At 53.7% G+C, this 14,369-nt stretch carries 14 protein-coding genes; all 14 read right to left on the bottom strand.

Features of this window, described 5'->3' with window-relative positions; genetic code table 11:
* The 14 genes from DFR30_RS00435 to DFR30_RS00370 all read right to left on the bottom strand — a co-directional run bounded on the left by DFR30_RS00435 (position 1) and on the right by DFR30_RS00370 (position 14,334).
* Complete coding sequence (locus DFR30_RS00435; RefSeq protein WP_132970799.1) at positions 1-318, bottom strand: general secretion pathway protein GspB; 318 nt, start codon at positions 316-318, stop codon at positions 1-3.
* Positions 311-955, bottom strand: a complete 645-nt coding sequence (locus tag DFR30_RS00430) for a hypothetical protein (RefSeq protein WP_132970798.1) — start codon at positions 953-955, stop codon at positions 311-313. The genes DFR30_RS00435 and DFR30_RS00430 overlap by 8 nt, the downstream gene beginning before the upstream one ends.
* A complete protein-coding gene (locus DFR30_RS00425) occupies positions 946-1,551 on the bottom strand; it encodes a PilN domain-containing protein (protein WP_132970797.1) in 606 nt (201 codons plus the stop codon). Before DFR30_RS00425 ends, DFR30_RS00430 begins: the two co-directional genes overlap by 10 nt.
* Positions 1,552-1,900: 349 nt before the next feature.
* Complete coding sequence (locus DFR30_RS00420; protein ID WP_132970796.1) at positions 1,901-2,506, bottom strand: prepilin-type N-terminal cleavage/methylation domain-containing protein; 606 nt, start codon at positions 2,504-2,506, stop codon at positions 1,901-1,903.
* Positions 2,507-2,701: 195 nt separating this feature from the next.
* The gene (locus DFR30_RS00415; protein WP_132970795.1) at positions 2,702-3,397 is read right to left on the bottom strand and encodes a type II secretion system protein; all 696 of its coding nucleotides are present in this window, start codon (positions 3,395-3,397) and stop codon (positions 2,702-2,704) included.
* On the bottom strand, positions 3,394-4,521 hold the full coding sequence (locus DFR30_RS00410) for a hypothetical protein (protein WP_132970794.1): 1,128 nt from the start codon (positions 4,519-4,521) through the stop codon (positions 3,394-3,396). The genes DFR30_RS00415 and DFR30_RS00410 overlap by 4 nt, the downstream gene beginning before the upstream one ends.
* Positions 4,522-4,529: 8 nt before the next feature.
* Positions 4,530-4,985, bottom strand: a complete 456-nt coding sequence (locus DFR30_RS00405; protein WP_132970793.1) for a hypothetical protein — start codon at positions 4,983-4,985, stop codon at positions 4,530-4,532.
* Entirely contained in the window at positions 4,982-5,605 is a 624-nt protein-coding gene (locus tag DFR30_RS00400; protein WP_132970792.1) for a hypothetical protein, read from the bottom strand. Before DFR30_RS00400 ends, DFR30_RS00405 begins: the two co-directional genes overlap by 4 nt.
* Positions 5,592-7,145, bottom strand: a complete 1,554-nt coding sequence (locus tag DFR30_RS00395; RefSeq protein ID WP_132970791.1) for a hypothetical protein — start codon at positions 7,143-7,145, stop codon at positions 5,592-5,594. The genes DFR30_RS00400 and DFR30_RS00395 overlap by 14 nt, the downstream gene beginning before the upstream one ends.
* Before the next feature lie 4 nt (positions 7,146-7,149).
* Positions 7,150-8,355, bottom strand: a complete 1,206-nt coding sequence (locus DFR30_RS00390) for a type II secretion system F family protein (protein ID WP_132970790.1) — start codon at positions 8,353-8,355, stop codon at positions 7,150-7,152.
* 12 nt (positions 8,356-8,367) lie between these two features.
* A complete protein-coding gene (locus tag DFR30_RS00385) occupies positions 8,368-10,068 on the bottom strand; it encodes a GspE/PulE family protein (RefSeq protein ID WP_132970789.1) in 1,701 nt (566 codons plus the stop codon).
* On the bottom strand, positions 10,065-11,288 hold the full coding sequence (locus DFR30_RS00380) for a tetratricopeptide repeat protein (protein ID WP_165869046.1): 1,224 nt from the start codon (positions 11,286-11,288) through the stop codon (positions 10,065-10,067). The genes DFR30_RS00385 and DFR30_RS00380 overlap by 4 nt, the downstream gene beginning before the upstream one ends.
* Entirely contained in the window at positions 11,285-12,916 is a 1,632-nt protein-coding gene (mshL, locus tag DFR30_RS00375) for a pilus (MSHA type) biogenesis protein MshL (RefSeq protein ID WP_132970787.1), read from the bottom strand. The genes DFR30_RS00380 and mshL overlap by 4 nt, the downstream gene beginning before the upstream one ends.
* Positions 12,913-14,334 (bottom strand): ExeA family protein, encoded by a 1,422-nt coding sequence (locus tag DFR30_RS00370; protein ID WP_132970786.1) that lies wholly within the window; start codon positions 14,332-14,334, stop codon positions 12,913-12,915. The genes mshL and DFR30_RS00370 overlap by 4 nt, the downstream gene beginning before the upstream one ends.
* Between the last annotated feature and the right edge of the window lie 35 nt (positions 14,335-14,369).

The following is a 14,369-nucleotide window of genomic DNA, read 5'->3' as shown; positions in this document are numbered from 1 at the left end:
TCATGGCCTTGTCTTTACCAGGTCAGGGTGCAGGCGCAGTTTCAGCGTTCGGCCCCGGGTTTTGAGTACAACGTGCGAGTTCTCGATGCGTGCGACCCGGGCTGACCCGATTCGTCCGCCTTCCTTTACGCGCTGCCCGTTAATAATGGCGATTCGGCGATCATTGGAAAAAATTATGGATTGCAGCGCCCAGCCACCACGGCTGTTTCCGTTACCGAAATACAGTACCGGGTCAGCAGGACGGGTCGGGTCACTGAATGCCATGGCCGTGTTTGCCAGCAGCACACCAAGCACGATTACTGCAAGATATCTAGCCATGGCTGGCCCCCAGCGTATAAAGTTTCAGACGCGTTGTTGCATGCGGGTATTCTGTGCTCTGGAAATCGACTTTTTGCCAGAAGAATTTCCATGGCAGTGATTCGAGCTCCCCGAGATAGGCCAGTACGTCCATATAGTTTCCATCCACGACCATATCGATCTGGTAACGACCAAGCCCTGCAGTGTCGCCATCCTCGATTTCAACGTCGTCAAGCGTGCGTGTGCTGGCTTCGAGGGTAACGAGCCTGAGGCCGCGGTGATTTGCCAACACCTGCTCCAGCACGTCCGCGGCCTGCGCAGGTTCTACCAGCGCACCGAGTTGCTCGACAATCTGCTTGTCCAGTGAGTCAAGTTCGAGCTTCAGTCTGTCTCGCTGTTCGTGTCTGGCCTGCAAAGGGTCAACATCACTCCGGTAACGCAGCAGGCGGGCTTGCTGACGCAGTGCGTCAAGGCGTGATTCCAGTTCGGTTATACGTTCACGCGCCACTTGCTGTGACTTCAGAACAGGCTGAAGCGCCAGCGTATCAATGCTGAAAAACAGCACCGCGATGGCTGCCACCAGCAACAGGACACGTTCGCGCAATTCCAGCGCATCGATACGCTCGGAGATTTGTTGCAGCCTGATCTTCAATCCCACGCCGGCTCTCCCTGGAAATTACGCAGCACGAAGCCGATCTTTGGCTGCTGTACGTCCGGTCGCGCAAGCTGCACGGTTTCAAAGGCAGTTGAAGACAGTTCCTTTTGATCTTCAAGCTGCTGCAAATAGAGCGGTACCAGCCTCGCCTCCAGCGTACTGCCCCGGATTTCGACATTGGCATTGCCGTCCAGACTTACACCCTCCAGCCAGAGGCCGGGAACATTCAGTTCGGCGAGCGTGCGGAAGTGGTCATAGAAACCAGTCTGTTGGTCGATGACCAGGTTGCCGAAACGCGTCAGCAACAGATTTCTTTCCTCGATACTCGACTGAAGTTGTTCGATCTCGCTATCCAGCAGCTGGGTATCCGGTGTGCGCAGCGTCTCGTCCAGCGCTTTAACTTGTTGCTGGAGATGGTCGTATTGTTCCTGCAGGTTATCTGCGGTGGCATTCATTCCTGTCAGCGTCCATCCGGCATGCCCCAGCAGCAGGATCAGCAAGACAGCAACAGCGCCCACGATTTGTGACAGCGTGGTGGCGGAAAACACTTTGTGCTGTTTTCTGAAAACCGGCTGAAACAGATTGATTTGCTGGTGCATGCGCGCTAAACCCCCACTAAATCAGGGCGTATGCCGCCGTAATTCCAGCAGGCGTCAAATTTCCGTGTAGCGCACTGATTGAATTGACGATTTTGATCTGACCCGGCTTGATGCAAAAATACTGTCTTAAAGCGGCGCAAACAGACCGGAAGAGGCCGGCGGGCCGGTGTTTTTGCACGCGGCGCGCCCGGCAATAAGGTCTCATGAAGACACAGGTTTTTGATGTCGAATACATTTTTGTACATAACAGCATGACTGAAGCAAGAAACAGGCCGTTATGCTTTCAGGAGGTGCGGCGGGTAACAAAAAAGGGCCTTTCGGCCCTTTTTCGAGGTGTGGTGATGACGGGTCAGAGTGACACGAAAACACTCAATCTGGCGTTCGGATCATAGGTTGCCCCCGCGCCCTGGTAGCGCGCGACCTCACCCGTTGTCGCATTTCCATCGTCAATCTCATCGTCGAGGCGTTGGGCAACATCGCCGGGCATGTTCCTCATCAGGATTTTGAGCTCGGTACGGCCGTTCGCCCAGTTTCCTGTAGAAACCGAGTCATAGATGCCGCCGTAGGGGTTGTCAAAAACACGTGCATCATTGGGACTTACGGCTGTAGGGTCACCTCCAAGCAAACCGGCATAACGTAGATGTGACCAGACAAGGCAGGCTTCCTCGCCAGCTGAATCGCACCAGCCACCATTCACACTACCGTCGCCATTACCGTTGGCTGCCGCCGCATTAAGCCGCGTGCTGGCGTTAATCATGTCACCAGGGAGTGCGCCGTAGCGGTCCTGGAACATGTAGACCTCAGTACGGAACGAGTCCAGGTCAGCCACCAGTCGTTTGTAGCGGCTATTCTCGATCATCGCCTGGCCCTTGAGCACACCGCCCAGCAGAAGGCCGATAATGACCAGCACAATGGCAATCTCGACCAGTGTAAAACCGCGTTGTTTACTATTCATGGTATTTCCCCGTCATTCAATTCGTTTTTACGCGCAGCCTGAAAAAGGGTTAACCGCGCGTAAATTATCTGTTGAGTTCACTATGGAACGTAGCTGGTTATCGGCCTGAAATGCGTCAGCCTTTAATTTTGTGACAGCATCGAATGTTTTTATAAATATCTTTTTAATACAGGGTGTTATTGTGTTGCGCAAGGTTCAGGGCAAACGACCCGCTTCGATCATGCGGTTAAAAAGAACGTTTTGTGACACCCACACCATCTGATCATCAAACTCCTGGCCATCACGCGTGCTGTACTCCCGGTAGACAAAGCAGCGATCGATGTCAGCATTTTCTGCCTCGTCAGCTCGCGGCGGCGATTGTGTGGCGTAATTTGTCTGCGCCGAACTCCATATCAGTGCGGGGATGTTCCAGGCGACCAGGTTGTTGGTGGTCCCACAGTTTCCCGCAGCAGTATGCACCTCGATGATTCCATTGAAGGAACCGGCCGTGCCAAGGGTAAAAGGAGTTGTGAAACCACCGTTTACGATATAACGAATCTGGTTTGGTGCACCCCAGGCGTCATACTCACCGACAACGCCGAGCGTTACCCAGGGGAGTCGTCCCTGCGGTGGCGGAGTGGCCGGGTTGGTAGAGCAGGGAGAATTCTCCTGTCCACTACCCGGGTTGCCCGCCGTATCCGTGTCCGGGCATGGCAATCTTCCGTTAACCAGTGCAAACCCGATAAGCGCATCGCGCGCCTTCTCCAGCAGCTCGGCATTTTTATCGCGGCGTTCCTGTTCCTGGCGAGCAGAAAGTGGCGCGAGAACGCCGCCCAGCAGCAAGCCGAGTATGACCAGAACAATGGCCATTTCAATCAGTGTGAAGCCGCGTTGTGTAGTAGTATCAGTCATGGCGAAACGATCATCAGCTGGTCATTGTCGGTCAGTGAAGGAACCGGTTCCCGGTAGGTGGGGACACCATCGGTATTGTCCGAATCATCCAGCAACTGTAAAACATCGGGCGATGCTGAGCGGGGTGAAGGCTGGCCAATGGCGGTCAGCGGTACACCGGCTGAAAACAGCAGGGTCTGCTGGCCAGGGAGCAGTCCTCCGTCCGCAAGCTGAACAGTGAGGCTGGACGATGGATCCATGACATACCAGACGAGTTTCTGCCAGTCACTGGCGAACCAGTTGGGGAAAACAGGTAGTGCAGCATCACACGTCAGCAGTGGATCTGTCGTGAGTGGTAACAGGCCTTCAACGAGGGTGTTATCGCAGGCGGTGGATCCGACGGCTGCGGGGTTTGGATAAGGCCCCGGGCCGAGTAGCGCAGATATCTTTCTCAGCACGCGTGCTTCCAGTTGTGACATAAAGCGGTCAAGTCGAATAGCCAACAGGCGGTCATTGAAGTCGGTGGCGCTACTGGATGGAGCACTGACATAATTTGTCCCGGCAAGGGCATTTATATCTTCTAAATAACGTGCAGGATCAAGCTGTGCCAGCGGATTGCCGGATGGTCGCGACTGGGAACCCAGCACGGCGCCGGGTGCAAGCACGATGGCGACCAGTGCCTCTGCGCCACCGTCTATGCGCAGTGCGGTAGTGTCCGTATTACTGTTGATTGGCTGGACGCCGGTAAATTCTATCGCCGGTACGTACCAGAGAGGTTCGTTTGCGGCATCACGCAGTTCTGACAGGCCCAGCGTCAACCAGGGCAAGCGTCCGGGCTGAACGCGACCACTGACGATATTACAGTTATCGCTGGCGCCATCCAGATCATAATCCGGGCAGGGCATACGTCCGGGCTGAATGGTGGCGCTGACAGGATCAAGGCCGTTGAGAGCATAACCCAGCAGTGCGGCGCGCGCCTGGTTGAGCTGCATCATGGTGTGGCGTTCACGGGCAGAGGCATCAGGCGCCTGGTTGACCTTTTTAAGCAGGGCATAACTGGCTGCCATCACCAACGCGATAACAAACAGTAACAGGGCGGCGCCGTGTTGTTTGCAGGGAAAGGGAAGATGAGTGCAGCGGCGCATGACGGTGATCACATCGGCGCGTCGGCCGTGTCCGTCTCCGTTTGCGCAGTAGCGTTTACAGCTTCCGGCGGCGCTGTGTAGCCTTCGACAATCTCCCCCGTTTGGGGGTTAAGCCGCTGACCGGATTTGATCAGGAGAGGTGATTCTGATGAAGGTGTGTATAGCTGTACACGCCCTGCACCAAGTACACGAACGTCACGGGAAGCCGGTTTGCCATTTATCCAGGCCGTGCGCTTACCCCTGTTGCTGGTCAGCGTGCCGGTTAACTGTATAGGCTCGACTGCACTTTCCTGCCTGGAACCACCGGAAGAGCTGCTTGCCGAGGGGGCAGGCTCTGCCTGCCCGCTATCCAGACGGGCACGCTGGTTCGGAGTGGTGAACAGTAGACCCCACGGATCAGCCAGTGCAGTAGCACAAGGTGTCAGTAGAAAGATTAATGATAGGGCCAGGTTTGAGTACCTCACATTGGGTCCTCCTCGACATGTTCGATCGGGCGAGCGGTGAACCAGACCAGTTCACAATCCGCGGCAATGTTGGGCTTGCCGAAATTGACATCCTGGTTGCCAAACGTAGGCGCTACTGTGCAGTCGTGCAGCTGGTATACAGCCGGGCGTTCACGGCGCAGGTTTTCGAAGAAGCCGATCAAACGCCCCTCGTGCGCCAGATCCAGGTGCAATTTCATGGGGCTGGCAAAGAGCTGGTAATGTGAAGTCTGTGGACCATCACTGAGGGTTACCGGACGTTGCTGGTTGAGATTATATTTAAGATTGTACAGGCGCTGTGACTGGCCGCTGTTGCGCAGAGACTCTATCCATAACAGCCTGGGTTCATCACCGATAAAACCTCGCTGCTCGAGATCACGGTAGCGTTGTTGTGAGGTGCGAAGTATGCCGCCGGCTTCCACTGCGTCGCGGTATTCGGCGCGCAGCACGTTAAGGTCTGCGCGTTCACGCGCAAGTCTTTCATGCTGGGTGCCGGAATACCAGGCACTCAAGCCGGCAAACAGACTGACGACACCGGCAATCAGAAGCAGGCGCTTTGCCGGAGCCATTAACATGTCCCGGTCAAGTTCAAACCGTTTCATTGTCGAGCTCCATTACCACGCGTAGCTCAAAATCTGCGCGGCTATTTTTCAGTCGATTGTCAATTTCACCCTGTATCTGCGTGTCGGGTCTCGTATCAATGGGCGCGCGTTCGATATCCACGGTAATGACGCCAGGCTGATCACTGAGCCAGGCGACCATTTTTTCAATCTGGTCCTGTGCGTGCTGGTAGCTTCCATCAAACTCTCGTAGGGAGCCGGAGACTATTGCAACCGAGTACACCGGCAAGGGAAGGCCGGCAGTATTATTTGAAGATACCAGTGAAACGGGCTCACGAGCATCGGTTTTATCCGATGTGAACCAGCGCAGTTTGCGTAACTCAAGTTCCGGGTTAATGGTGAACGCCTTGCCAAGAAGCCCGAATATACGGCTGGATTGCAATGGGTGTTGCTCAAGGCTGTTGGCCAGTGCGGTTGCTTCGCGCATGGCGCGCGCCTCGGCGGGCTGCACTGGCAGCTCCTGTGTCAGCTGGGTATAACGTTCCGAAATAGACTCGCGACTGGCGGCAATCTGGACTTGCTCGCGGGTTGCCATCCAGCCATCGATAACATTCATACCGGACCAGCTCAGCCCGATGACAGCCAGAATCCAGCTTGCTGCGCGAATAGCCACCGAACCCTGCCAACCACGCATACGTTTTAAGTGCTGGGGCTGGGCATAATGATTCCCGTGACGTGAGTTGCCGAGAAGGAAGGCAAACAAGGCATCACTGAAGCCTGTGTCCGGAAAGTTTTTACAGCCTGTCGCCAGCGCAAGCTGGCGTATATCAACCGGGTAAAAAGCCAGTTGTTCTGATTCACGACACTCACGTGCTACAGCTTCGCAACGAAGTGAATCAGCAACAGGATAGACGTCGATCGATTCTCCGGGTGCAACAAGTCTCAGCGTATTCAGATAACGATGAGTCTTGTGAACTTCTGCATCGAGCAAGCGGCAATATTCTTCTGGTGAGGATTCCTGTATAGGCGCAAGCCGGCTGAATTCTACCGTACCCTTGCGCAGGAAGGTTTCGCGTAATCCACCGCCTGGTTGTTCGGTTATCAGGAGGATATTTTCACCACAAGCACGCATTGGCTTGAGGATATCCGCACTGATGAGAGGCAGCGAAAAAATGCCCTCTAGCGGTGTGGCCGTTTCATCCAACAGGCTGATCAATGGCATCAGGTTGTCAGGGTTGGTCAAGGCGCTGAACAGTGCCTTGTCATCACGACGGCCTTCACGACTGCGTCCGATGACCTGGCTGTAGCGGAAAGGTGTACCGCGGAAAAGTTTTCCTGCCATACGTGCCAGCATGCGGGCACGGTCACGTCCAAGTATATGAGGAAGGTTGTCGTGACGAAACTCCTCCTCAATAAGGTCTACAAGAATAGATACCGGATGGTGATGAAGCTTCAGCAGAGCATCACGTAATCTGTGCATCCCGGCAAGACCGGCCAGATAGCTTCCGAGATGTTGCACCGAGTGCCTGCCAACCTGGTACAGGCTGCTTTGTTCGCCATTGACGTAGATAACATATTTCATGAAGTTACCTCGTCACTTCACCGAGCATATCGTAGACAGGCCCAAGGACAGAAAGCATAACCCAGCCAAGCATGGCGCCAAGGACGACAGTCAGCACAGGTTCTATCAGTGACTGGACGCGGTCGATGGATTCCTGCACATCGCGGTTGAAGAAATAGCTGACATTCTCCAGCGAGTTATCCAGTGCGCCGCTGCTTTCACCCACCCGGAACATGCGTACCACGAGTGGTGGGAAAAGACCGGTATTTTCGAAGCTGGAGGTCAATGCGACACCTTCACTGATCTGGTGTCTTACCCGCTGAAGGGCTTCAGCGATGACGGCGTTGCCAACCAGTGTTTCTCCCATGCGGATGCAATCAAGAACAGTAACGCCGGCCTTGTAAAGGAGAGCAAAGTTGCTGGTAAAGCGCGACAAAATGATTTTCTTGTATATGCCACCAATTGCAGGGGCATTAAGTTTCCACTGGTCTACCCGGTAGCGCCCGGCGCTGCTGTGACGTGCCCAGTAACGAATGCCAAAGAAAAGGGAGGGTGGAACAACAAGGAACAGGTACCAGTAGTGGGTGACAAAATCAGAAACAAAGATCAGCGCCCTGGTATGTACAGGTATTTCTGTCCCCATGCTGGTTATAAATCCAACAAGCTGGGGAACAAGGTAAATCATCATAAAAGCCATTACGCCGATAATGACTGTACCGACAAAAGCCGGATACATGATGATCTTCTTTGTATGAGCTGCCAGCTCATCCTGCCACTTGAGCGATTCAGTCAGTTCGCGCAGGATGGCCGGTAATTCGCCACTTTGTTCGCCGGCGGAGATCAGGCTGATAAAAACCGGATCGAAGATTGTCGGAAACCCTGCAAGTGCGCCAGAAAGATTCTTCCCGCCTTGTATATCCTCAATAATGGCGGAAAGCACATCACGGAAGCGCGGGTTTGGCACGCTGTCTCGCAGGTCAGCGAGCGCTTCAAGTATAGGAACACCGGCGCGCGTCAGTTGCTCAAGGTGGAAGCAAAAGGTAACGAGTTCTGGGCGATCGATACGGTTACGATGGGAAAACAGACGGCCCTTTCGCGCTGGACGAAAATTGACAAGGTCAAGCCCCATGCGTGTCAGGCGCAGTTCAAGATCATCGTCGTTACTTGCCTCGATGCGTCCCAGTACCTTCTTGCCGAAGTTGTCTACTGCCTTGTATTCGAATGCTGCCATCGCTCTTCTACTCTACAGACGGTCTGTGAGGTCAACGACGCGGGATACTTCCTCGAGCGTGCTGCTGCCATCCAGCACACGGCGCAGTGCGTCTTCTGCGATCGGTTCAAAGCCTTTACTGATCGCCAGTTCGTGAATTTCCTTCCGCGATGCCCGGCGTGCGATAAGGTCGTCTATATCTGTATCAACCTTGAGCAGTTCAGTGATGGCAATACGACCGCGATAACCTGACTGGTGGCACTGTTCACAGCCATCTGCACGGTAAACCACCGGGTTTTCATCTTTCGCGAGTCCCAGCAGGTGATGTTCCAGTTCAGTTGGCTTGTCCTGCTTTCTGCAATGTGGACATAGCTTGCGTATAAGTCGCTGGGCCACAATACCAATAATATTTCCCGCAAGAATATCCGGTACTATGCCCAGGTCCAGCAGGCGTGGAATCGCGCCAACAGCGGAATTGGTATGAAGTGTTGAATAGACCTGGTGACCTGTCATGGCCGCGCGTAGCGCCATATCGGCAGTATCTTCGTCGCGGACCTCGCCAACCAGGATGATATCCGGATCCTGCCTGAGCATGGAGCGGATGCCGCTGGCGAAATCCAGCTTTGCAGAAACGTTTACCGATGTTTGACGAATCATCGGCATGGGATATTCAACCGGGTCTTCAAGTGTCATGATGTTTACAGACTCATCATTAACGTAGCTCAACATGGAATAAAGGGTGGTAGTCTTGCCACTACCTGTCGGGCCGGTTACAAGCAGAATACCTTCCGGCCTTGCCATCATGAGTCGTAATGTGGCAAGTGCGTGCTCACTAAGACCGAGTTTGTCCAGCGGAACAATACCCTTGTTACGGTCGAGTATTCGCAGGACTATATTTTCGCCATGTGTGGTTGGCTGTGCAGAAACACGGAAATCAACCGGGCGGCCGAACAGCGTCAGTGAAATGTGGCCGTCCTGCGGTGCGCGTGTCTCGGCTATATTCATCCCTGAAATAACTTTTAAACGAACGGCAATGGCAGACCAGTAGTTCTGGTGCAGACTACGAACCTGGCGCAAGACACCGTCGACACGATATCGAATGCGCAGGAACCCCAGTTCAGGCTCAAAGTGAATGTCAGAAGCGCTCTTTTTAACGGCATCAGACAAAAGCGCATCAACCAGTCTGACCAGGGGTTGGCTGTACTCGTCGGATTCGCTGTGGTGATTGCTGTAATCAACCTGACCGGTTTCTATTTCATGCAAGATGCCATCGACAGAAAGCTCGAAGCCATATAGCTGGTCAATCGCAGTTTCAATTTCAGATTCGCCAGCCAGTACCGGCATAATTTCAAGTTCGCCGCCCAGTAGCGCGCGTAACTGGTCAATGGCAACCACATTGAACGTGTCAGCCATTGCGACTGTCAGAACAGCCTTGTTTGAATCAATCGATAGAGGCAGCATTTTGAAGCGGCGCGCCACATCCTTGCCAACCAGCTGCAGGACTTCCGTGTCGACGATCACTTTCGCCAGGTCGACGCTCTCCTGCCCCAGCGCTTCACCGAGCGCGTCGCGAACGACAGCCTCGGTCGCGAAACCAAGACTGACAATGATCTTGCCAAGCTGCTCGCGTGATTTCTTCTGCTCGGTTAGCGCAATACTGAGCTGGTCCTGGGTAAGGATGCCCTTTTCTATCAGCAGGTCACCGATACGTTTTGGCCGGGCAACAGCGTTCACTGTTTCGCTCCCCCGTAATTTTCCAGCTGGGTAATGCGCTGCTCCAGTTGTCTGGTGCTGAATAAAGTTGTGCTACCGGCAAGTTCCTGTGCCTTGCGGTAATACTCGAGTGCCTGTTTGCGCAACATCAGACGATCCAGTGTCACGGCAAGGTTGAAGGCATAATCGGCTCGTGAGGGTGCAAGACGAAAGGCTTCAAAATATGCATGCTGTGCTTCCTTCCATTGCCTGTTCTCAGCGTAGTAATTACCGAGTGCAAAGTGTAGTTGCGGGTTGCCCGGATCTGACTGCAACCATTGCTTGAGACGGCTGCCGTCTTTCAGTGCATCGCCTGAACCGATAAGTGAATGCAGTGCGATACGGGCAACACTGTCAGCAGGATTGGCTTTCAGGGCGCGCGTGTAGAAATCGCGTGCGGTGGCATAACGCCCCTGGTACATGGCAATGGCGGCCAGCCCCAGTACGGCATCCCGGTTATCGGGGTAGCGGCGCAGGACACGTTTATAGAGTTTCTCTGACAGTTCAAAATTCTGTTTCTGGTAAGCATTGTAGGCGGCTATCAGCTCCGGGTTGATGCCGGGTATTTTCTGCCGCTTGCTGATGTTGATTGATGGCTTTGGACGAGGCTCAGGGCTTATGCTGTGGCTCGCCTGCGCCGGGTGAAGGTCTGGTGCGTGTTTTGGTGGTGTAACTGCACGGTGTGTGGTGGTTGTCTTTTGTGCCGTTACGTTTTTTGTCACCGAGGCTGTCTCATTCTGAGCGAGTTCATTTTGTGAAACTTCTGGTGTTTCGGGTGAGTCGATCAGTGTTGCCGATGAAAAGCCTCTTTGTGCAGGTAGCTCGCTGGACTTCCAGGCATAGTAGCTGCCCACAATCAGCAGAATAAATGCCAGGCCGGAAATGAACATGAGTATGTTTTGTGTCCGGCTGGAGCGCGGCTCCAGTACTACGTGGCTGCGTTTTACCGTTCCGGATTCATCCGGACGTTCACTATCGATGGAAGCATTGTCATCAGGCGATTGTTGTTGCCGATCTTCACCGGAGTGTTGCTGACGAGCTTCTGACTGGCGTTCAACATCATTCAGCGGTTCCAGCGAAAGATCAGCCGCGCTGCTTTCCGTGGCGGTTGCAGTTGTCTGCTCTGCTGTTGCAGAGGTTTCATCCGTCGCTTCATCGGCAGGTGTCTCTGCACGTCGGAGTGCATCCATAAGCAGGCTCAACGCATTACCCTCCATTCACCTGCGTGGTCAGGCCCGAGCGCTGCATCAGGGTTTGGTAGGTAATCCGTGTAGACATCCAGTGGTTTGTCGAGGCTGTCCACAACGCGCGGACGCAGGAAAATTACCAGCTCGGATTTTTTGATTTTGTTGTCCCGGTAGGTGAACGCATCACCCAGGTAATCAATTTGTGACAGGACGGGGATACCCTGGTCAGTCAGGTTGACATTGTCCTGGATCAGCCCACCCAGCACGGCAATCTGACCACTGCGCACGCGTAATACAGATTCCATTTCACGAACCTGTATCTGTGGAATTCGACTTTCGATACTGTTGGCTGCCAAAGCAGGATTGGGGTCATTTACGAAACCTGTCACACGCGAGATGGTCGGTCTGACATTAAGCGTGACGGCATCTTCACGGCTGATTTGCGGTGTGACAGACATAACAAAGCCGACCGGTACGGTGTGTGGCGTACTGGTAAAGGTGGTTTGAGTGGTGGTCTGGCCGGTTACAGTATCGGCCTCAAGTGTAAAGTAAACAATATTATCAACAACCTTGAGCAAGGCTGTCTGGTTATTTATCGCCATTATCTTGGGGCTGGACAGTACCTTCACATTACCGAATTCCTGCAACATTTTTACAGTCGCAGAAATGTTGCCGAAGCTCTTGTTGTCGGTGTAGTTGAGAGAGAATACAGGCGGGCTGGCCAGATTGGTGCCAAGCAGGCTCTGGGTAAAACTGACGCCATTTCCGCTATCGGCAATTTTTGACCAGTCCACACCGAACTGATAGTTATTGTTCAGTTCGACTTCAACAACTGTTGCTTCGATCAGCACCTGGCGCTGTGCGTTGGTTACCAGTCGGTCGAGATACTCCTGGAGCTGTAAATGCTGGGTTTGTGTGGCGAGTATTGTAATCAGCCCTGTTTCGGCATTGATAATGACGGATTGGCCGGATGCATCGTCGTCGCCCTTTAGTCCCAGCATACTGGCGATGTTCTGCCGTAGGCGTCCCCAGAACTGATTTTCCGAAGAACTGGTGACATTTGTCGAAGAGCTGTTCGATCCACCGCTACTACCTCTGCCGCCGCTATCGCCTACGGCGGCCTGGCCGGTTGTGGCGATTTCGGTAGAAACACTGTTGTTGCTCTTGCTGCTGCGGGCCAGATTCACGTAATCGATATAGTAGCTGCGCAGATAAGGTTGATCGGGCTCTACCACCAACAGTTCATCTTCAAAATGGTAACGAACCGGTACCTGTGCAGAAATACGATCAAGTATCTGCAGCAGGGTCTGGTCGATTGCGTTTAATGTCACTTTTCCCGACAGTCCGGGATGAACATCGATATTGAGATGGGCATCACGTGCCAGTGCGAACAGCAGTTCATCAAGCGCTGCATTGGTCACAACGACAGTGTAGGTTTCCTGCGCTATCGCCGGCGTGGGCTCCGGGACAACCGGGGCTTCACGCACCAGTGAGGGAATGGCATCACTGGAAAGGTGGGAGGCATCCGGACGTTGACTGCTATCAATGTGTCCGCTCGCGGGTTTCGGAGGCGTCGACGCACAACCGGTTATGGTCACCAGCACCGTCAGCAGTAAATAGAGCATCCAGCGTAAACTGTTCATCCTGAGCTTTCCTTTTTGGTCTGCGCTTCGGTTCGTTCCTGGCTTTTGTATAGTGCGGATATCGAACGTATGAACGGTTTATGCCTGCGCAGCTCATCAGGTAGATCGGCAATTGCCGCCAAAGCTTTGGACTTGCTATCAAAATTCCCGTACAGGACGTTCCAGCGCGGGCGTCCCCCAATTTCACTTCGTGACAGGAAAATGTTTGATTGAATATTCCTATAAGGTTGTTTTTCAATCAGTTTTTCTATATTGGCAAGATCGTCGTCTTCACTCAGCAAGAGCTGTATCGTCAATCCGCCGTGCGGGTTGCGTAGCCAGATTTCTGATGCGGCCAGTCGTTGTGAGACGGCTGGCAGGCCGGCAGAGGGCTGGATACTGAGCGCACGCTGCCGGGCAGCTTCGAGCACCGGGTCTGGCGTTGGAGTTTCTGCGATTCGCTGCATGGCTGCAGCCTGCGTTGATTCAGCTTGTGGTGCCGGTAAATTCTGGAGGAATACGGTCAGTGCTGTAATCAGGGTGCCGGCCACCACTCCCCCGGCAAAACGTGGCAGTTTTGCCAGATGTTGGCCGTCACTACGGGCACGCCAGGCATCAATCAGCCGAACCCGTACAGCGTTGGCAGAGAATGCAGACAGTAATGACTTTTCTGCCAGGTGATGCAGTCGTCGAATCAGCCCACCTGAAGAAAGTGCCAGCAACCAGCAGGCCGACCAGGTAAACAATTCACCGCCCCGATAACCGGCATTATGAAGCCGGAAGCGCAAGTATTCAGCGACTTCCTTCGAGCTAAGCGGTGTGAGGTGAATACTGTGCCCGATACGATCCCGTAATTGACGAATTTCATGTTTTTCCAATAGCTTATCGAGTTCGGGTTGACCGAACAGCAGTAGCTGCAGAAGCTTGGCGTCACGGGTTTCCAGATTCGAAAGCAGGCGAATTTCTTCAAGTGTCTGCAAAGGCATCTGCTGGGCTTCTTCAATAAAGACCACGACACGACGTTGTTTGCGGTGACAGTAGAGCAGGTAATCCTGCAGGTGTTGCATAAGTTGCAGGCGCGAGCACCCCTCCGGAACAGGTAATTCAAGCTCCAGCACGATGGCCGTCAAAATTTCGTCGCGAGTCAGGTTGGGATTGGCAAGGTAAACGACCTCGACCGAGTCGGGCAGTTGTTCCTGCAGCATATGGCAAAGCATGGTTTTTCCGGTACCGATTTCACCGGTTACCTTGATCATGCCTTCGCCGTTACAGATCGCGTATATCAGTGTTTCCAGTATTTCTGCACGCTGCCCACCACCAAAAAATTTGCGTGTGTCCGGGGTAATACGAAATGGCGATACTGACAACCCGAAGTGTCTTTTATACATGGTGTTACCCTGTTGCTGCCGTGCTAGCAGGGGATATGAAGCAAAATTCACGCCATTTGCTGTGCAGGTGGCTTTGCAGGCAGGGG

Source organism: Thiogranum longum (assembly GCF_004339085.1).
Lineage (GTDB): Bacteria > Pseudomonadota > Gammaproteobacteria > DSM-19610 > DSM-19610 > Thiogranum > Thiogranum longum.
Note: the sequence above shows the minus strand (reverse complement) of the source record. Positions and strands in the feature narration are given on the sequence as shown.

Coding starts and splice junctions, on each gene's coding strand:
- DFR30_RS00425 (WP_132970797.1), bottom strand. CDS start 1,551: ATGCACCAGCAAATCAATCTGTTTCAGCCGGTTTTCAGAAAACAGCAC.
- DFR30_RS00410 (WP_132970794.1), bottom strand. CDS start 4,521: ATGCGCCGCTGCACTCATCTTCCCTTTCCCTGCAAACAACACGGCGCC.
- DFR30_RS00435 (WP_132970799.1), bottom strand. CDS start 318: ATGGCTAGATATCTTGCAGTAATCGTGCTTGGTGTGCTGCTGGCAAAC.
- mshL (WP_132970787.1), bottom strand. CDS start 12,916: ATGAACAGTTTACGCTGGATGCTCTATTTACTGCTGACGGTGCTGGTG.
- DFR30_RS00420 (WP_132970796.1), bottom strand. CDS start 2,506: ATGAATAGTAAACAACGCGGTTTTACACTGGTCGAGATTGCCATTGTG.
- DFR30_RS00415 (WP_132970795.1), bottom strand. CDS start 3,397: ATGACTGATACTACTACACAACGCGGCTTCACACTGATTGAAATGGCC.
- DFR30_RS00400 (WP_132970792.1), bottom strand. CDS start 5,605: ATGAAACGGTTTGAACTTGACCGGGACATGTTAATGGCTCCGGCAAAG.
- DFR30_RS00390 (WP_132970790.1), bottom strand. CDS start 8,355: ATGGCAGCATTCGAATACAAGGCAGTAGACAACTTCGGCAAGAAGGTA.
- DFR30_RS00395 (WP_132970791.1), bottom strand. CDS start 7,145: ATGAAATATGTTATCTACGTCAATGGCGAACAAAGCAGCCTGTACCAG.